This is a genomic window from Sphingomonas rustica (assembly GCF_039652585.1).
GTDB lineage: Bacteria > Pseudomonadota > Alphaproteobacteria > Sphingomonadales > Sphingomonadaceae > Sphingomonas > Sphingomonas rustica.
In genome coordinates this window covers 140,096-155,824 of sequence record NZ_JBDIZK010000009.1, presented here as the reverse complement: position 1 = coordinate 155,824, position 15,729 = coordinate 140,096, and the positions used below count along the sequence as shown (strand labels likewise).

The 15,729-nt window shown below is 66.4% G+C and carries 20 protein-coding genes; 6 read left to right on the top strand and 14 right to left on the bottom strand.

The window, feature by feature from the left end; all coding sequences use genetic code 11:
• Nucleotides 1–243 precede the first annotated feature (243 nt).
• Nucleotides 244–2,379 carry a transglycosylase domain-containing protein gene (locus tag TPR58_RS15650; protein ID WP_346247641.1) on the top strand — a complete coding sequence of 712 codons (2,136 nt, stop codon included), beginning with the start codon at nt 244–246 and terminating at the stop codon, nt 2,377–2,379.
• 21 nt (nt 2,380–2,400) lie between these two features.
• On the opposite strand, the gene TPR58_RS15645 is transcribed toward TPR58_RS15650, so the two are convergent.
• Genes TPR58_RS15645 through TPR58_RS15635 form a run of 3 tightly spaced genes read right to left on the bottom strand, consistent with a single transcriptional unit; the run spans nt 2,401 to nt 4,111 of the window.
• On the bottom strand, nt 2,401–3,027 hold the full coding sequence (locus tag TPR58_RS15645) for a M48 family metallopeptidase (RefSeq protein ID WP_346247716.1): 627 nt from the start codon (nt 3,025–3,027) through the stop codon (nt 2,401–2,403).
• 47 nt (nt 3,028–3,074) lie between these two features.
• A complete protein-coding gene (locus tag TPR58_RS15640; protein ID WP_346247640.1) occupies nt 3,075–3,518 on the bottom strand; it encodes a YcgN family cysteine cluster protein in 444 nt (147 codons plus the stop codon).
• The gene (locus tag TPR58_RS15635; RefSeq protein WP_428835723.1) at nt 3,506–4,111 is read right to left on the bottom strand and encodes an SCO family protein; all 606 of its coding nucleotides are present in this window, start codon (nt 4,109–4,111) and stop codon (nt 3,506–3,508) included. The genes TPR58_RS15640 and TPR58_RS15635 overlap by 13 nt, the downstream gene beginning before the upstream one ends.
• Before the next feature lie 81 nt (nt 4,112–4,192).
• Between TPR58_RS15635 and TPR58_RS15630 the strand changes: the two genes are divergently transcribed.
• Nucleotides 4,193–4,801, top strand: a complete 609-nt coding sequence (locus TPR58_RS15630; RefSeq protein ID WP_346247639.1) for an ankyrin repeat domain-containing protein — start codon at nt 4,193–4,195, stop codon at nt 4,799–4,801.
• Nucleotides 4,802–4,807: 6 nt separating this feature from the next.
• On the opposite strand, the gene TPR58_RS15625 is transcribed toward TPR58_RS15630, so the two are convergent.
• From TPR58_RS15625 to TPR58_RS15575, 11 genes are all read right to left on the bottom strand, one after another.
• Nucleotides 4,808–5,299 carry an MmcB family DNA repair protein gene (locus tag TPR58_RS15625; protein ID WP_346247638.1) on the bottom strand — a complete coding sequence of 164 codons (492 nt, stop codon included), beginning with the start codon at nt 5,297–5,299 and terminating at the stop codon, nt 4,808–4,810.
• Between the two features lie 120 nt (nt 5,300–5,419).
• Nucleotides 5,420–6,067 carry a cell wall hydrolase gene (locus TPR58_RS15620; protein ID WP_346247637.1) on the bottom strand — a complete coding sequence of 216 codons (648 nt, stop codon included), beginning with the start codon at nt 6,065–6,067 and terminating at the stop codon, nt 5,420–5,422.
• 155 nt (nt 6,068–6,222) lie between these two features.
• Nucleotides 6,223–6,561, bottom strand: a complete 339-nt coding sequence (locus TPR58_RS15615; RefSeq protein WP_346247636.1) for a DUF1491 family protein — start codon at nt 6,559–6,561, stop codon at nt 6,223–6,225.
• Complete coding sequence (locus tag TPR58_RS15610) at nt 6,561–7,025, bottom strand: PaaI family thioesterase (RefSeq protein WP_428835722.1); 465 nt, start codon at nt 7,023–7,025, stop codon at nt 6,561–6,563. The genes TPR58_RS15615 and TPR58_RS15610 overlap by 1 nt, the downstream gene beginning before the upstream one ends.
• Nucleotides 7,012–7,479, bottom strand: coding sequence for a PTS sugar transporter subunit IIA (locus TPR58_RS15605; protein WP_346247634.1), 468 nt, complete (start codon nt 7,477–7,479; stop codon nt 7,012–7,014). The genes TPR58_RS15610 and TPR58_RS15605 overlap by 14 nt, the downstream gene beginning before the upstream one ends.
• 40 nt (nt 7,480–7,519) lie before the next feature.
• A complete protein-coding gene (hpf, locus tag TPR58_RS15600; RefSeq protein WP_346247633.1) occupies nt 7,520–8,104 on the bottom strand; it encodes a ribosome hibernation-promoting factor, HPF/YfiA family in 585 nt (194 codons plus the stop codon).
• Between the two features lie 42 nt (nt 8,105–8,146).
• A complete protein-coding gene (gene dnaQ, locus TPR58_RS15595; RefSeq protein ID WP_346247632.1) occupies nt 8,147–8,839 on the bottom strand; it encodes a DNA polymerase III subunit epsilon in 693 nt (230 codons plus the stop codon).
• A 10-nt stretch (nt 8,840–8,849) separates the two neighbouring features.
• Complete coding sequence (gene coaE / locus TPR58_RS15590) at nt 8,850–9,443, bottom strand: dephospho-CoA kinase (RefSeq protein ID WP_346247631.1); 594 nt, start codon at nt 9,441–9,443, stop codon at nt 8,850–8,852.
• Nucleotides 9,440–10,252 (bottom strand): shikimate dehydrogenase, encoded by an 813-nt coding sequence (gene aroE / locus TPR58_RS15585; protein ID WP_346247630.1) that lies wholly within the window; start codon nt 10,250–10,252, stop codon nt 9,440–9,442. Before aroE ends, coaE begins: the two co-directional genes overlap by 4 nt.
• Entirely contained in the window at nt 10,249–10,845 is a 597-nt protein-coding gene (locus TPR58_RS15580; protein ID WP_346247629.1) for a Maf family protein, read from the bottom strand. Before TPR58_RS15580 ends, aroE begins: the two co-directional genes overlap by 4 nt.
• Entirely contained in the window at nt 10,842–11,666 is an 825-nt protein-coding gene (locus TPR58_RS15575; RefSeq protein WP_346247628.1) for a pyruvate, water dikinase regulatory protein, read from the bottom strand. The genes TPR58_RS15580 and TPR58_RS15575 overlap by 4 nt, the downstream gene beginning before the upstream one ends.
• A gap of 286 nt (nt 11,667–11,952) precedes the next feature.
• On the opposite strand from TPR58_RS15575, the gene hemE reads away from it, so the two are divergent.
• The 4 genes from hemE to TPR58_RS15555 all read left to right on the top strand — a co-directional run bounded on the left by hemE (nt 11,953) and on the right by TPR58_RS15555 (nt 15,714).
• A complete protein-coding gene (gene hemE / locus TPR58_RS15570) occupies nt 11,953–13,002 on the top strand; it encodes a uroporphyrinogen decarboxylase (protein ID WP_428835730.1) in 1,050 nt (349 codons plus the stop codon).
• Nucleotides 12,999–13,451, top strand: a complete 453-nt coding sequence (locus TPR58_RS15565) for a CopD family protein (RefSeq protein WP_346247627.1) — start codon at nt 12,999–13,001, stop codon at nt 13,449–13,451. The genes hemE and TPR58_RS15565 overlap by 4 nt, the downstream gene beginning before the upstream one ends.
• 140 nt (nt 13,452–13,591) lie before the next feature.
• A complete protein-coding gene (gene rho, locus TPR58_RS15560; RefSeq protein ID WP_346247626.1) occupies nt 13,592–14,848 on the top strand; it encodes a transcription termination factor Rho in 1,257 nt (418 codons plus the stop codon).
• A gap of 149 nt (nt 14,849–14,997) precedes the next feature.
• Nucleotides 14,998–15,714 carry a YjbE family putative metal transport protein gene (locus TPR58_RS15555; RefSeq protein WP_346247625.1) on the top strand — a complete coding sequence of 239 codons (717 nt, stop codon included), beginning with the start codon at nt 14,998–15,000 and terminating at the stop codon, nt 15,712–15,714.
• The last annotated feature ends 15 nt before the right edge of the window (nt 15,715–15,729 follow it).

Here is a 15,729-nt window from a genome sequence, read left to right as displayed (position 1 = left end):
GTTCGCGTGCGCCCGATATCGCCGCGCAAGATCGTTCGTTCACCCTGCGCTAACCTCGCCTGCGGCAGTCGGGCAGGACGAGCGGGCCGTGCTTCGGCACGGGTCGAGCCCATCCTGATCCGTCGCTGCTTGTGAGCGGACGGCCGAGAGCGTAATCCACCCGCACCAATGGCGACGAAAAAGAGCTTCATGCCCAAGCGCTGGCCGAGCACGGCACAATGGAAACGCTTTGCTCTGTGGAGTATGGGAGGGGCCTTCGCGCTCGGCCTGCTCGGGCTCATCGCGCTGCTGATCGCCGTCTTCACGACGCGAAGCTCGCTGCCCAGCTATGGCGACCTGAAGCGATCGCCCAACGGCCAGATGATCCGCGTCCATGCCGTGGACGGTACGGTGCTCGTCTCGCTCGGGCCCAGCTATGGCGAGTGGATCGAGAGCGACAAGATCCCCCAGGTGATGAAGGACGCGATCATCGCGGTCGAGGATCGCCGGTTCGAATCGCATTTCGGAGTCGATCCGAAAGGCCTGGCGCGCGCGCTGCGCTTCGCGATCAGCAATCGCGGCACCGACCGGCGCCTCCAGGGCGCGTCGACGATCACCCAGCAGGTGGCGCGCACGATCTTCCTGTCGAACAAATATGATGTCGGCCGCAAGGTTCGCGAAGCCGTCCTGGCGCTGGCGATGGAGCGCAAATTCTCGAAGGACCAGATCCTCGAGCTCTATCTCAACAAGGTCTATTTCGGCGGCGGCGCCTATGGCATCGATGCCGCGTCGCGCCGCTTCTTCGGCCATCCCGCGACGCAGCTGACCCTGTCCGAAGCGGCGATCATCGCCGGGCTGGTCAAGGCGCCGTCGCATTATTCGCCCACCGCCGATGCCGATGCCGCGGTCGACCGCGCGGCCGTGGTGCTGCAGGTCATGCAGGAAACGGGCAAGCTGACGCCGGCACAGGCGGCCGCGGCCGATCCCAAGTCGGTCAAGATGGCGCCCGAGCCCAAGCAGAACAGCATCCGCTATTTCACCGACTGGGCGCTGCCGCAGCTCGAAGTGCTGATCGACGAGAGCGAAGCCCCGCTCGAGGTGTGGACGACGCTGGACCTGAACATGCAGCGCGCGGCCGACGATGCGATCCGCGCCAATGCGCCGGGCGCGGCGCAGGGTGCGCTGGTCAGCCTCGACCGCGACGGGGCGGTGCGGGCGATGGTCGGCGGCAAGGACTATGTCGCCTCGATCTACAACCGTGCGACCCAGGCGGTGCGCCAGCCGGGATCGGCGTTCAAGCTGTTCGTCTATCTGGCGGCGCTCGAGGCGGGACACCGGCCCGAGGACCTGGTCGTGGACGAGCCGGTCACGATCGCCGGGTGGAGCCCGCGCAACAGCTCGGGCCGGTTCAACGGCGAGATGTCGCTGCGCTCCGCCTTCGCCTATTCGATCAACACGGTCGCGGCGAAGCTGGGCCAGGAAGTCGGCTACAGCACGGTCGCCGACATGGCGCGCCGCTTCGGGGTGACCACGCCGATCAATACCCAGCCGGCGATGGTCCTGGGCACGTCGAACGTCCGCCTGATCGACATGACCCGCGCCTTCGCCTCGGTCAGCCAGCGCGGTGTCGCGGTTACCCCCTATGGCATCACCCGCGTCACCGCGAACGGCCAGGTCATCTATCAGCATGAGGTCGATACCAGCCGCGTCCTGGTCGGATCGCATGTCGCCGCGCAGATGATCGACCTGCTGCAGACCGCAGTGAATACAGGCACCGGCAAGGCAGCGCAGATCGGCCGGCCTGTGGCAGGCAAGACCGGCACCACCAGCTCGAACAAGGACGGCTGGTTCCTCGGCTTCTCGTCGGGGCTCACCACCGGCGTGTGGATGGGCAGGGACGATGCCAAGCCGGTCGGCGGCCTGCAGGGCGGCACCGCACCCGCCAGGGCCTTCTCCGCCTATATGCGCAAGGCGGTTGCCGGACGGCCGGTCGAGGCGTTCGACACCAATGTCACGCTGCCCGAATGGCAGGGCGACAATGAAAGCGAATATTTCTCCGGTCCCGACAACAGCGTGTTCGTCGATCCCGACGGCAATCCGATCGATCCCGGCGCCTCGGCACAGGACCCAGCGGCGGGCGGCCGGGGCGACGAGCTGGACAAGGACTGGTATGACCGCGTGACCGGCCGCGACGACCCGTCCCAGCCGAGCCGCGACCCGCGCGATTCCCGCGACCCGCGAGACCAGCGAGATCCGCGCGACCAGCAGATGCCGCCGCCGGCACAGCGCGACGTGCCGCGGCCTCCGGTCACCCAGCCGCAGCCGCAGCGCCAGGACGACCGCTATCGCGACCCGCGCGACCAGCCCTATGGCGAGCCGGCACGCCGTCCGGGCTATTGATGGAGTCCGCGCCGGGGCGCGTCAGTCCCGGCCGATCCAGTGCAGCCCGGCGCCATGCTTGCGCAGCCACAGGCGCGCGGGCGTCGGATCAGCCTCGAACAATGCCTCGGTAAAGCGGTGAAAGGCGGCGCTGTGGTCCATATGGACCCGGTGCGCGACCTCGTGCGCAACCGTCGCGCGGCGCACGAAGCTGGGCGCCAGGATCAGACGCCAGCTGTAGCGGATCTCGCCCGAGGCGGCGCAGCTGCCCCAGCGACCGCGCGGGTCACCCACCGCCACGCGGGTGACCGTCACGCCGGCGCGGGCGGCATATTCGGCGGTCTCTTCGCTCAGGATGCGCAGCGCCTCGGCACGGAACCAGCGTTCGACGCGCCGTTCCAGCCCTTCGCGCGGGCCGCCGCAAACCAGCCTGTCGCCGATCAGCCTGGGCATTCGTCCGACCGTGGACGGCCACACGATCTCGACCTCGTCATCCTCCAGCGGCACCCGCGCGCCGGGGACGAACGGGCGTCCCTGGGGCAGCCGGGCGCATTGCTGGTCGATCCAGCCGCGCTGCGCCTCGGCCCAGGCGAGCGCCTTTCGTTCCGATACGCGTGGCGGGATCGTCAGCCGCACCCGCCCGTTGCGGGGATCGACCGCCAGCCGCATGCCCTTCGACCGGGCATTGCGGACGACCTCGATCCCGGCGGATCCGGTCACAATTTGCGGTCCACCACATGGAATTCGAAATCGCCCGCGTCATCCTCCGAGATCGTCCAGCCGCGGGTGGATTCGCCGGCGCGGTGCACCGCCTCCGTGTCGCCGCACACCAGATAATGCCAGTCGGGCAGCTGCTCGCCTGCGGCCCGCAGGCGATAGGCGCAGGTCGAGGGAAGCCACTCGATCTCCCGCACGTTCGCCATCGTCAGCCGGACGCATTCGGGCACATAGGCGCGGCGGTTGCGATAATCCTTGCAGCGGCCTTCGCGGCGATCGAGCAGGCGGCAGGCGACGTTGGTCGCGAGCAGTTCGCCGGTATCCTCGTCCTCGAGCTTGTGGATGCAGCATTTGCCGCACCCGTCGCACAGTGCCTCCCACTGGGCACGATCGAGCTGCTCGAGCGGGATGTCCTCCCAAAAACGGGGGGTTACTTCGCCCATTTCCGGATCTCGGCTATCATTTCCGGCTCCGTCATCTCACGCGTGATCAGCGCCAGCGGTTTGCCTTCCTTGTCCATCAGATAGATGGTGGCGGAATGATCCATCAGATAGGCGCCGCCCGGCTCGCTCGGCGCCATCTTCTTGAAATAGGCGCCATAGGATTTCGCAATCGCAGCGATCTGCTCCGGCGTGCCGGTCAGGCCGACGATGCGCGGGTGGAAGGCGGTGACGAACTGCTTCACCTGCGCCGGCTTGTCGCGATCGGGATCGATCGTGATGAAGATCGGCTGGATCTGCGCGGCATAGGACGGATCCTGTTTCTCCAGCGTCCGCAGCGCGCGGCCTATCTTCTGGACATCGGTCGGGCAGACATCGGGGCAATAGGTATAGCCGAAATAGACCAGCCGATATTTTCCGGCAAAGTCGGTGTCGCGTACCGTCTTGCCGTCCTGGTCGGTCAGGGTGAACGGGCCGCCGATCCGGGCGCCGGCCAGCGGCGGCTTGTCGGCCTGCGCGGCGGTGCCGCCGTTGCAGGCGCCGAGCGTAACGGCGGCGAGCGCCAGTGCCAATATCGTCGATACGCGCTTCATCATGCTGCCAGCCTTGATCTGATCGCGCCGTGCTTGCAAGGTGCGGTGCCGCGTTCCGGGCGCTTTCTAGAGGGTTATCTCGCCATGTCGTTTCGAGCCATCCGCATCGCCGTCGCTTGCTCGGCGCTGTTCATCGGCGCCACGCCCGCGCTCGCGCAGCAGATGTCCGACAGCTACACCTTCCTCGACGCAGTCCGGAAGGACGATACGGGCAAATATACCAAGATGGCGAACGAGCCCGGCTCGGCGATCGTCAATGCCAAGGACCGCACCACCGGCGAGACCGCGCTCCATATCCTCGCCCGCAAGGGGGAGAGCCTCTATCTGCGGTTCATGCTGCAGAAGAACGCCAATCCCAATGCGCAGGACCGCCAGGGCAACACCCCGCTGATGATCGCGGTGTCGCAGAATTTCGGCGAGGGCGTCACGATCCTGGTTCGCTACAAGGCCAATGTGAACCTGGCCAATTCGAGCGGCGAGACCCCGCTGATCCGTGCGGTCCAGATGCGCAATGTCGACATGATCCGCGCGCTGCTCGACGCGGGCGCCGATCCCGACAAGGCCGACATCATCGCCGGACTCAGCGCCCGCGACTATGCGAAGAATGATCGCCGTTCGCCGACCGTTCGCAAGCTGCTGGAAGATGCGCCCAGGGGCGGGGCGAACAGCGCGGCGATGGGACCGCGCAACTGACGCGGCCTACCAGCCGCCCGGATCGCAATCGGGATCGAGCAGATTGATCACCCGCCGTGCGGAGCGGCGGGCGAAGGCGAGCGTGCATTTCTTGCGCGTCGCCGCGGCCAGCGGCACCGTGCTCGCCTCGCGCACCACCGCCGCGTCGTAGCGGTCGGCGACGATCAGACCGGCGCGCGAGGGCAGGAACGCCTCCTGCGCGAAGGGCGAAAGGTCGAAGCCCTCGGGCACCGCCCAGAAGAAGCGGTCGCAATGCGCGAGATAGTCGTTCCACTTGGCGTCGCCCAGCAGGTCGGCGCGCGACACCTTGATCTCGACGATGATGATGTTGCCGTGCGCGTCGAGGCCCATCAGGTCCGCGCGCCGTCCATCGGCCAGCGGCACTTCGGCGATCGCGACGCAATCATGCCGCAACAACATGCGGCACACCCCGCGCGCCACATCCGCCGCCTGGAGCGATGCGATGGGGGAAGCGGGGACGGAAGAGAGCGAAGCCATGCCCGGCCTTTTAGAACATTTCACGAACGCACGAAAGCGTCGAGTTCCACACCGGCAGTCCAAGCAGGCGGCAGGATCCGGTCCGGCAGGGACGCCGGACCGGAGCGCCCCCCGGCGCGATCAGCGATAGAAGACGTGGTTGCCGACGGTGGCGACGCGCGGGCGCTTCCAGCCCGGCGACACATAGCGGGCATGAAAATACAGCGCATTCTCGGCGGGGCTTTCCCACAGGTCCTTGCGGGCGACCTGGGCAACGGCCATCGCCTTGCGCCACTGCGCATTGGCCGGCGGCGTCGGGATCTTGCCGCCGCGGACGAACGAGAACTGACCCGGCTGGGTCAGGACGCCGCAGGTCGACGAGGCAAAGCGGCCGGAATTGGAACGGTTGAGGATCACCTCGGCAACGGCGAGCTGGCCGGCAAGGGGTTCGCTCTTGGCCTCGTAATAGACACCGACGGCCAGGCAATGGAGTTCGCTGTCCGCATCCTCATTGTCGGGATGGCCCTGGGCGGCGACGGCATCGGAGAGACTGGCGAATTGAAGGGCGGCAGAATCTGCTTCGGGCAGCGGCTGGACGATCTCGCCTGCCCGCGCCAGCGTCGGTTCGGGCGCCGGGGGCATCGGAACAACATGGTGTTCCTGCGCATTGATGTCATGAACCTGCGCGTCCTGCGGCGCGCTGCTCAGTTCGAGCGTGGAGGCATTGGCGAAAGCGCCAACGCAGAATGTCACAGCTGCGAGAACCGCAGCGCGTGTCACGAAATTCATCTAGGTTCGTTTATGTGCGGTGGTGCGCGGCCGGTCCCCATGTTTCCCTTGGACCGCCGGGCTTCCCCCCGACTGCGTCACCGTGCGATTTCACACCTCGCCCGGCACAACGCTGTTATGCTGTGCGGGCGCTTTCGCCGCAGTGCACCTGAAAGTCAATGAAGGGAGATCGTTTCGGCGATGAAGCGTTCCGCCGCTGCGATATCCAGTTCCAGAACCCACAGGTCGAAATCGCGTTCGCGCCGGCGCTGCCAGTACGCGGTCGCCTCGCGTTCATCGGTCAGGTCGCGCGGGCCGGCGGGCAGCAGCGCGGGGGTCCCGTCCGGACCAGTCCCTATCTCGTAAAGTTTTGGATTCCGGCCTTTTTCCAGCGTCACGAACAGGATCGCGCCGGCGGTGTCGTCGCCATGGGCCAGGACCATCGCCGATCCGCCGCGCCGGCCGGCCTGGCGCACCAGCGCATTGACCAGGATCGCGCTGGTAAGGCGTGCCATCAGTCCCGCCGATAGCCGGGCAGGCCGGCGAGCGCGATGCGCGAACGCATGAAGGTGCCGGTTCCCCGGGCCGCTTCCTCGCCCGACGCGTCGATCAGCCGCGCCTCCGCGACGAACACGCGCCGCTGTCCGCTGACCCAACGCCCCTCGGCGACGACCGGCCCGGCGGTCAGAGGCTTGGTGAACAGCAGGTTGAAGGCGGTGGTCAGCAGGAAGCGATCGGTGACCAGGCTGTTGGCCGCATAGAAAGCGGCATCGTCCAGCATCTTGAAATAGCTGGTGCCGTGGACCGCGCCGGCCGCGTGATAGTGTCGCTCGTCGAGCATGAATCGGATCCGCGCGATTCCCGCCTCGGGAATCTGCAGCGTGGAGTCGAACAGCCGGTTGATCGGGGCGGAGTCGTAGAGCGATTCGAGCGCCCGGAAATGCGCTGCCTCGCCGACGGGATCGTCAGGCAGCGTCACGAGCCTCCACGCCGACGAGCAGGGCGTAGATCGCATCTTCCGAGCCCGCACCGCGCAGCTTGGCGGCGAAGCTTCGATCGCGCAGCTGACGCGAGACCCGGGCAAGCGCCTTGAGGTGATCGGCGCCCGCGCCGGTGGGGGACAACAGGGTGAACACGAGGTCGACCGGAAGTTCGTCCACCGCGGCGAAGTCGATCGGCTGGGGCAGGAGCGCGACGATCGCAACCACCGATCGCAGCTCGTCCAGCCTGGCGTGCGGGATCGCGATCCCGCCGCCGAAGCCGGTCGACCCGAGTTTCTCCCGTGCCGCCAGCCTGTCCGCCACCAGTCGGGCATCCAGGCCATAGGCGCGCGTGGCCACCGCGCCGAGGTGCTGGAACAGCGCCTTCTTGTTGGCGGCAGGCAGCGCGGAGGCAATCGCCTCCGGCACGAGCAGGTCACTCAAATCGGTCATCATGTGTTCCGGACAGGGCTCCCCCGAGCGCCCCTATAATTCATCCGGCGCGATTAGGTTCCACCCACCCGATCGTACCATCGCCGCGACGATAGACCATGTTGAAGGCGCCTGTCCCGCTGTTTCGGAACAGCAGGGCGGCGGTGTTGCGCAGGTCGAGCATCATGACTGCGTCCGAAACGGTGGCATCGGGCACATCGACGCGGGTTTCCGCCACGATCAGCGGGGCGTCGTGCGCCTCGTCCTCGTCCACGCTTTCCTGGAACAGCGTGTAGCCGGCATTGTCGTAGCCGCCATTTTCCTGGACGGCGATCGCCTGGCTGGCATGGCGGTCCTTCAGACGGCGGGTGTAGCGGCGAAGCTGCTTTTCGATCTTGTCGGCGGCACCATCGAACGCGCCATTGGCCTCCATCCCGGAATTCGAGGATTTAAGCACCAACCCCTGCATGACATGGGCGACGATGTCGCAGGTGAAGCCGTTGTCATGGGGTCCCTTGCCGAAGGTGACTTGAGCCGAAAGCGCTCGGGAGAAATATTTGTTGGCAATTCCCTGAAGCCGGTCATCGACCAGCTGCTTGAGCGCTTCTCCGGTGTCGACCTGATGGCCAGAGACTCGGATTTCCATTGTGTTACCTCCGCACTAGATGAGGGCCCCCAGGGACGGGGCTCAGCCTTGAATGGCCTTGCCCCAGAGCGGCTCCTCCAACTTGTTAAGAAACGCTGCGTGCCGATCAAGTTCCTCGGGCGACGGCGCGAAATGCCGCGCCGGACGCACATGGATGCGGCTCGGCGCCTCGGACGCCGTCTCGCGCATGACGGGCACATCGACCGCGAGACCCATCGTGATCTGACGACCGCCGGTCAGCTCGACATAGACCTGCGCCAGCAGCTGCGCGTCGAGCAGCGCGCCGTGAAGCGAGCGTTGCGACAGGTCGATGCCATAGCGCGAGCACAGCGCGTCGAGCGTGTGCTTGGCGCCCGGGTGACGGGTGCGCGCGAGCGTCAGCGTGTCGACCATCCGGTCCAGCGAGATGATCGGCCGGCCGCACCGGCCCAGCTCGCCATTGACGAAGCCGAAGTCGAAATTCGCATTGTGCGCGACCATCGGGCTGTCGCCGATGAACTCGAGCATGTCCTCGACCACGTCGTGGAACAGCGGCTTGTCCGACAGGAAGACCTCGGACAGGCCGTGGACCCGGAAAGCCTCGACCGGCATCGGACGCTGCGGGTTGATATAGGCATGGAAATGACGGCCGGTGGCCACTCGGTTGACCAGTTCGACACAGCCGATCTCGACGAGTCGGTCGCCGCCCGAGAAGCTCAGCCCTGTCGTTTCCGTATCGAATACGATCTCGCGCATGTTGAGTCCCTTATCCTCCCGTCTCGTCCGAGAGGCAAGCGATCAGCGTCCGCACGGCGTCGCGCGTCTCCTGATGGCTTCCCCCGGTCGGGATCACGACATCGGCACGGGCGCGCTTGTCGGCATCCGGCATCTGGCGCGCGAGAATCGCTTCGAACCGCGCCTCGGTCATTCCCGGGCGCGCCAGCACCCGCTCGCGCTGGATGGGTCCTGGCGCCGACACCACCACGATCCGGTCGACCCCGGCCCAGCCGCCCGCCTCGAACAGCAACGGTACGTCGAGCACGACCATCGGTGCAGCGCGGTGCCGTCCGAGGAAAAGCGCGCGCGCCTCGGCAACCGCAGGATGGACGATCGCCTCGAGACGGCGAAAGGCATCCGGGTCGGACACGACCCGCTCGCGAAGCGCGGTGCGGTCCACGCCGTCCGGGCCCGTCGTTCCGGGAAATTCGGCCTCGATCGGCGCCAACAGCCGCCCGCCCGGCCCCTGCAGCCGGTGCACCTCGGCATCGGCGTCGAACACCGGCACGCCCTGTTCGGCGAACATCGCGGCGACGGTCGACTTGCCCATGCCGATTGAACCGGTGAGGCCGATCTTGATCATGCGGTCAGCAGCGCGCGCAATTCCTCGTCGCGGTCGCGCGGCGGCTCGGCACCGAAGAACAGTTCGAACGCCAGCGCCGCCTGTCCGATCAGCATGTCGAGCCCGTCGACCGTGTCGAGCTCGCGCTCGGCCGCCTGGCGGAGCAGATCGGTCTCGAGCGGCGCATAGACGATGTCATAGACGACGGCGTCCTCGGGCAGCGGCGACAGGTCGATCTCCAGCGGCGGCTGGCCGACCATGCCGAGCGAGGAGCTGTTGACGAGCAGTGCGGCGGTCGGCGGCAGCGGCGCCCCCAGCGGCACGGCATCGCCCTTGATCCCGAAGCCGGACAGCAGCGCCGCTGCCTTCAGCACGTTGCGGTTGAGGATCGTCACGCGCCCGATGTCGAGTTTCGACAGCGCGAAGAGGATCGCGCGCGCGGCTCCGCCCGCACCGATCACCACGGCGTGCCCCCCCGCAAGGTCCAGCCCGGCAATGGGAGCATAGAAGCCGCCGGCATCGGTGTTCGTCCCGACCAGCGCGCCGTCGTCGGCCCGCACCACGGTGTTGATCGCGCCGATCGATTCGCGCACGCCGCCGCGATCCTCGACGAATGCCAGCGCCTCCTGCTTGTGCGGGATGGTGATGTTGCAGCCGCGCCAGGCGGGATCGTCGCGCCGCGACGCGAAATAGTCGCCCAGCCGATCCGGGGTGACGTGCTCGGCGCGATACTCGGCCTCGATCCCCAGCGCCTTCAGCCAGAAGCCATGGATCATCGGGCTTTTCGACTGGGCGATCGGGTCGCCGATCACCTCGGCATAGGCTGTCATGACGTCATCACTCCGCGGGTGCGCAGATAGTCGAGGATCGGCAGCAGCGGCATGCCGAGGATGGTGAAATGGCTGCCCTGGGTCGCGGCGAAAATCTGGACGCCGGGCCCTTCGATGCGGAAGCAGCCGACGCATCCGGCGATCGCCGGCCATTCCTGGTCGAGATAGGACTCGATGAATGCCTCGGACAGGCGCCGGACCATCAGCCGGGCGCGGTCGACATGGCGCCAGACCGGCCGGCCGCCCTCGGCGATCACCGCCGCCGAATAGAGATCGACCGAAGTGCCCGACATGGCACGCAGATGGGCTGCGGCATCGGCCCGGTCCACCGGCTTGTCCAGCAGCGTACCGTCCGCCAGCGCGACGAGCGAATCCCCGCCAAGCACCAGCGCGGTCGGGTCCAGTTGCGACAGTTTCAGCGCCTTGAGCTCGGCAAGCGCATCGGCCAGGTCGCGTGGCGAGATGCCCTGCGCCCTGAGCGCCGCCTTGGCGGACTCCTCGTCGACCTGGGGCGACACGGCCTCATAGGGCACGCCCGCCGCATCGAGCATCGAGCGTCGCGAGGCGCTCTGCGATGCGAGGATCAGCTTCATTCGTCGCGCCCTTTCGACAAGGTCCGTTCGTTGCACAGCTGGATGATCGCAGCCGCGGTTTCCTCGATCGATCGCCGGGTCACGTCGATCACCGGCCAGCCATTGTCGGCAAACATCCGTCGGGCAAAGGCGATCTCGCGCGCAACCGACTCCTGGTCGACATAGGCGGTCTCGGGCTGCTGGTTCAGCGAAAGCAGCCGGTTGCGGCGGATCTGCACCAGCCGGTCGGCGCTGGTCGTCAGCCCGACCACCAGCGGATGCTTCAGCGTGAACAATTCGGGCGGGGGCGGGGATTCGACCACGATCGGGATGTTCGAGGTCTTGTAGCCGCGATTGGCAAGATAGATCGAGGTCGGCGTCTTCGACGAGCGCGAGACGCCGGCCAGGACGATGTCGGAATCCTCCCAGTCCTCGGCCCCGATGCCGTCGTCATGGGCGATGGTGAACTGGATTGCATCGACCCGCGCGAAATAGGCAGCGTCGAGCGTGTGCTGGCGCCCCGGGCGCGCCTTGGCCTCCTGGCCCAGCAGGCTGGACAGCGCATGGTTCACCGGATCGAGCGGCGCCACCGCGGGCAGGCCCATGGCGCGACAGCGGCTTTCCAGCGTGCGGCGGATCTCCGGATTCACCAGCGTGTAGAGCACCAGCCCCGGATTCTGGGAGATCTCGGCAAGGATCCGCTCGAGATGCGCCTCGCTGCGCACCATCGGCCAGAAATGCCGCTGCATGTCGACATCATCATATTGGGCAAGCGCCGCCTTGGCGATGTTCTCGAGCGTTTCGCCGGTCGAATCCGACAGGAGATGGAGGTGCAACCGCATCAGCTGGACAGGTCTGTGGAAAACATGGGGACAGGCGCTACCGCAACCCGAGGCACGGGCCAAGCGTCCCGGAATCGGCGATTCCATGATCGGATATCCACAACCCCGTCCCCAGACTGCCATTCCCGCCCACAGGCTGTGGAAAACGGGGATGGCGTGCCCGAATCCCGGCGAGTCCTTGGGCCAATGCGAGTCAAGCTGTTGGCAGAATCCGGATGGACGCATAAGCCCCGGGTTCCACGCACCAACAGACTCCAACAACTCTTGGATTCTCATCTTATTGTTATTGGAATTTCCGCTGACTCGCTTTTCCGACGCGAAAACCCTGCTCGAAACGCTGAATGGCGTCCGTCAAACCGTCCCGCCCGTCTGGCTGATGCGCCAGGCCGGCCGTTACCTGCCCGAATATCGCGCTCTAAGGGCCGAGAAGGGGGGATTCCTCGCCCTTGCGATGGATGACGAGGCAGCGGCCGAAATCACGCTCCAGCCCATCCGCAGGTTCGGAATGGACGGGGCGATCCTGTTCTCCGACATCCTGATCGTGCCGATGGCGCTGGGTCAGGACCTCTGGTTCGAGACCGGGGAGGGCCCGCGCCTGGCACCCAAGGTCGCCGCCCGCTCGGTGCTCGACGGACTCGTGCCTGATCGCTCGAAGTTCGAGCCGATCTACGCCACCGTCCGCCGCGTGGCCGCGGCACTCGATCCCAAGGTCACCTTTCTCGGCTTCGCAGGCAGCCCCTGGACGGTCGCCACCTACATGATCGCCGGCCAGGGAAGCCGCGAGCAGGCCGAGGCGCGGCGCCTCGCCTATGCCGATCCCGAGCTGATGCAGGCGCTGGTCGACCGGATCGCCGATGCGACGATCGACTATCTGATCGGCCAGATCGATGCCGGCGTCGAGGCGGTACAACTGTTTGACAGCTGGTCCGGCAGCCTGTCTCCGGCACAGTTCGAACGCTGGGTGATCGCTCCGACCCGGCGGATCATCGCCGCGTTGCACGATCGTACAACAGTGAAGGTGATCGGCTTTCCAAAGGGTGCCGGCGGCAAGCTGGTCGCCTATGCGCGCGAAACCGGCGCGGATGCGATCGGGCTGGACGAGACGGTCGATCCGGCGTGGGCGAATGCCGAACTGCCGCAGGGGCTGCCGGTTCAGGGCAATCTGGATCCGCTCGCGCTGATCGCGGGCGGCGCGACGCTGGACAGCGCGATCGATCGCATCCTTGCGGCTTTCCCCGAACGGCCGCATGTGTTCAACCTGGGCCACGGAATCCAGCAGGACACGCCGATCGCGCATGTCGAGCAGCTGTTGACCCGGTTGAGAGGGACACGATGACCGGATTTCTGGGCCAGGCCTATCTGTGGGTGAAGGCGGCGCACGTCATCTTCGTCATCTTCTGGATGGCGGGGCTGTTCCTGCTGCCGCGCTATCTGGTCCATCACCAGGATGCGCTGGGTACGCCCGAGGCGCTGGCCTGGGAAAGGCGCGAGGCGCTGCTGCGTCGGATGATCCTGACGCCGTCGCTGATCATCGTCTGGCTGCTGGGCATCGCGCTTGCGCTGAATGTCGGGCTGATCGACGGACAGCCGGGGCTGGGCTGGCTCCATGCCAAGCTGACCTTCGTGCTGCTGCTGTCGGGCTATCATGGCTGGGCGGTGGGCTATACCCGCAAGCTTGCGCGCGGCGAGACACGGGCGTCGACCCGCACGCTCAGGCTGCTCGGCGAACTGCCCGCGCTGGCAGTCGTCGTGATCGTGGTGCTGGCGGTCGTAAAGCCGTTCTGATCCCGGTTGACTTGAACGGGTCCCCCTCCTAAATGCCCGCTGTCGTCCCTTTCCGGGGGCGACTCCTTCCTTTCAGCCTCGATTGTCCGCTTGTCAGCCGACCGACGCTCTCCCCACATTCATTGCATTCGGATTCTCCCATGCATCTCAGAGACTTGAAGAAAACCCCCCCGGCAGAGCTGGTCAGCATGGCGGAGGAGCTCGGCGTCGAAGGCGCCTCGACGCTTCGCAAGCAGGACATCATGTTCGCCATCCTGAAGGCCCAGGCCGAAAACGGCGAACAGATCATGGGCGAGGGCACGATCGAAGTGCTTCAGGACGGCTTCGGTTTCCTGCGCAGCGCCCAGGCCAATTACCTCGCCGGCCCCGATGACATTTATGTCTCGCCCAACCAGGTCCGCAAATTTGGTCTGCGCACCGGCGATACGGTCGAAGGCGAGATCCGCGCGCCCAAGGACGGCGAGCGCTATTTCGCGCTGACCCGGCTGGTGTCGGTCAATTTCGACGATCCCGATGCGGTCCGCCACCGCGTCAATTTCGACAACCTCACCCCGCTCTATCCCGAGCAGAAGCTGACGCTCGATCCTGCGGATCCGACGGTCAAGGACAAGTCGGCGCGGGTGATCGACATCGTCTCGCCGCAGGGCAAGGGCCAGCGTACGCTGATCGTCGCGCCGCCCCGCGTCGGCAAGACGGTGATGCTCCAGAACATCGCCAAGGCGATCACCGACAACCATCCCGAAGTGTTCCTGCTCGTCCTGCTGATCGACGAGCGGCCCGAGGAAGTGACCGACATGCAGCGCTCGGTGCGCGGCGAGGTCGTCTCCTCGACCTTCGACGAGCCGGCGACGCGCCACGTCCAGGTCGCCGAAATGGTGATCGAGAAGGCCAAGCGCCTGGTCGAACACAAGAAGGACGTGGTGATCCTGCTCGACTCGATCACCCGCCTGGGCCGCGCCTACAACACCGTCGTGCCCAGCTCGGGCAAGGTGCTGACCGGCGGTGTCGATGCCAACGCGCTGCAGCGTCCGAAGCGCTTCTTCGGCGCGGCGCGCAACATCGAGGAAGGCGGCTCGCTGTCGATCATCGCCACGGCGCTGATCGATACCGGCAGCCGCATGGATGAAGTCATCTTCGAAGAGTTCAAGGGCACCGGCAACTCGGAAATCGTCCTCGACCGCAAGGTCGCGGACAAGCGCATCTTCCCGGCGCTGGATGTCGGCAAGTCGGGCACGCGCAAGGAAGAGTTGCTGGTCGACAAGGCCAAGCTGTCCAAGATGTGGGTCCTGCGCCGTATCCTGATGCAGATGGGCACGATCGACGCGATGGAGTTCCTGCTCGACAAGATGAAGGATTCGAAGACCAACGAAGACTTCTTCGACTCGATGAACCAGTAGTCGACACGATGGCTGAAGCTGCGCGATCTTCGCGTGACTTCGCATTGCACGATATCGAAGGGCGGCGCGGGAAACCCCGTGCCGCCTTTCGCGTTCTGGGGAACCGCGCGGTGCCGGCGCCCGTGCGATGCCAAGAGCGGCCCTGACCGATGATCGAGATTCTCGCCGCCGCCGCATCCGCTTCGCAGGGGACCGGCGCCTTCGCGGACATCTGGCAGCATATTGTCGCCGATTTCTCGAACCTGACCGATCCGGAGGCACTGGCGGCGTTCGGGCAGGTGCTGATGATCGACCTGATCCTGGCCGGGGACAATGCGATCGTGGTGGGCGCACTCGCCGCGGGCCTGCCGCCCGAGCAGCGCCGGCAGGTCATCCTGATCGGCATTGCGGCAGCGCTGGTGCTGCGCATCGCCTTTGCCCTGATCGTCAGCTGGGTGATGGGCTTTGTCGGGCTGGTATTCGCCGGGGGGCTGCTGCTGTTATGGGTCAGCTGGAAATTCTGGCGCGAACTGCGGTGTGGATCGCTCGGCGGGGGTGCCGATGCGGCGCGCTCGGGCATCGCACCGCCGCGCAGCTTTGCCGCGGCCGCTGCATCGGTCGCAGTCGCAGATGTCTCGATGAGCCTGGACAATGTCCTGGCGGTCGCGGGCGCGGCGCGCGACCATCCCGGCATCCTGATCGTCGGCCTGTTGCTGTCGGTCGCGCTGATGGGGGTGGCGGCGAACCTGATTGCGCGGATCATCGATCGGCACCGCTGGATCGCCTATCTCGGCCTGGGCGTGATCCTGCTCGTCGCGCTGCGGATGATCTATGAGGGCGCGGTCGGCACCGCCGAGACGCCGGGGATTATCAGCCTGTTCGGCTGATCCCGGCGCCCCGTG

Bases quoted from the DNA above. Each gene is read 5' to 3' on its own strand.
- TPR58_RS15650 (WP_346247641.1), top strand. From the start codon at position 244: ATGGGAGGGGCCTTCGCGCTCGGCCTGCTCGGGCTCATCGCGCTGCTG.
- TPR58_RS15645 (WP_346247716.1), bottom strand. From the start codon at position 3,027: ATGCGGCTGGCGGTCGATCCCCGCAACGGGCGGGTGCGGCTGACGATC.
- TPR58_RS15640 (WP_346247640.1), bottom strand. From the start codon at position 3,518: ATGGGCGAAGTAACCCCCCGTTTTTGGGAGGACATCCCGCTCGAGCAG.
- TPR58_RS15635 (WP_428835723.1), bottom strand. From the start codon at position 4,111: ATGATGAAGCGCGTATCGACGATATTGGCACTGGCGCTCGCCGCCGTT.
- TPR58_RS15630 (WP_346247639.1), top strand. From the start codon at position 4,193: ATGTCGTTTCGAGCCATCCGCATCGCCGTCGCTTGCTCGGCGCTGTTC.
- TPR58_RS15625 (WP_346247638.1), bottom strand. From the start codon at position 5,299: ATGGCTTCGCTCTCTTCCGTCCCCGCTTCCCCCATCGCATCGCTCCAG.
- TPR58_RS15620 (WP_346247637.1), bottom strand. From the start codon at position 6,067: ATGAATTTCGTGACACGCGCTGCGGTTCTCGCAGCTGTGACATTCTGC.
- TPR58_RS15615 (WP_346247636.1), bottom strand. From the start codon at position 6,561: ATGGCACGCCTTACCAGCGCGATCCTGGTCAATGCGCTGGTGCGCCAG.
- TPR58_RS15605 (WP_346247634.1), bottom strand. From the start codon at position 7,479: ATGACCGATTTGAGTGACCTGCTCGTGCCGGAGGCGATTGCCTCCGCG.
- hpf (WP_346247633.1), bottom strand. From the start codon at position 8,104: ATGGAAATCCGAGTCTCTGGCCATCAGGTCGACACCGGAGAAGCGCTC.
- dnaQ (WP_346247632.1), bottom strand. From the start codon at position 8,839: ATGCGCGAGATCGTATTCGATACGGAAACGACAGGGCTGAGCTTCTCG.
- coaE (WP_346247631.1), bottom strand. From the start codon at position 9,443: ATGATCAAGATCGGCCTCACCGGTTCAATCGGCATGGGCAAGTCGACC.
- aroE (WP_346247630.1), bottom strand. From the start codon at position 10,252: ATGACAGCCTATGCCGAGGTGATCGGCGACCCGATCGCCCAGTCGAAA.
- TPR58_RS15580 (WP_346247629.1), bottom strand. From the start codon at position 10,845: ATGAAGCTGATCCTCGCATCGCAGAGCGCCTCGCGACGCTCGATGCTC.
- TPR58_RS15575 (WP_346247628.1), bottom strand. From the start codon at position 11,666: ATGCGGTTGCACCTCCATCTCCTGTCGGATTCGACCGGCGAAACGCTC.
- TPR58_RS15565 (WP_346247627.1), top strand. From the start codon at position 12,999: ATGACCGGATTTCTGGGCCAGGCCTATCTGTGGGTGAAGGCGGCGCAC.
- rho (WP_346247626.1), top strand. From the start codon at position 13,592: ATGCATCTCAGAGACTTGAAGAAAACCCCCCCGGCAGAGCTGGTCAGC.
- TPR58_RS15555 (WP_346247625.1), top strand. From the start codon at position 14,998: ATGATCGAGATTCTCGCCGCCGCCGCATCCGCTTCGCAGGGGACCGGC.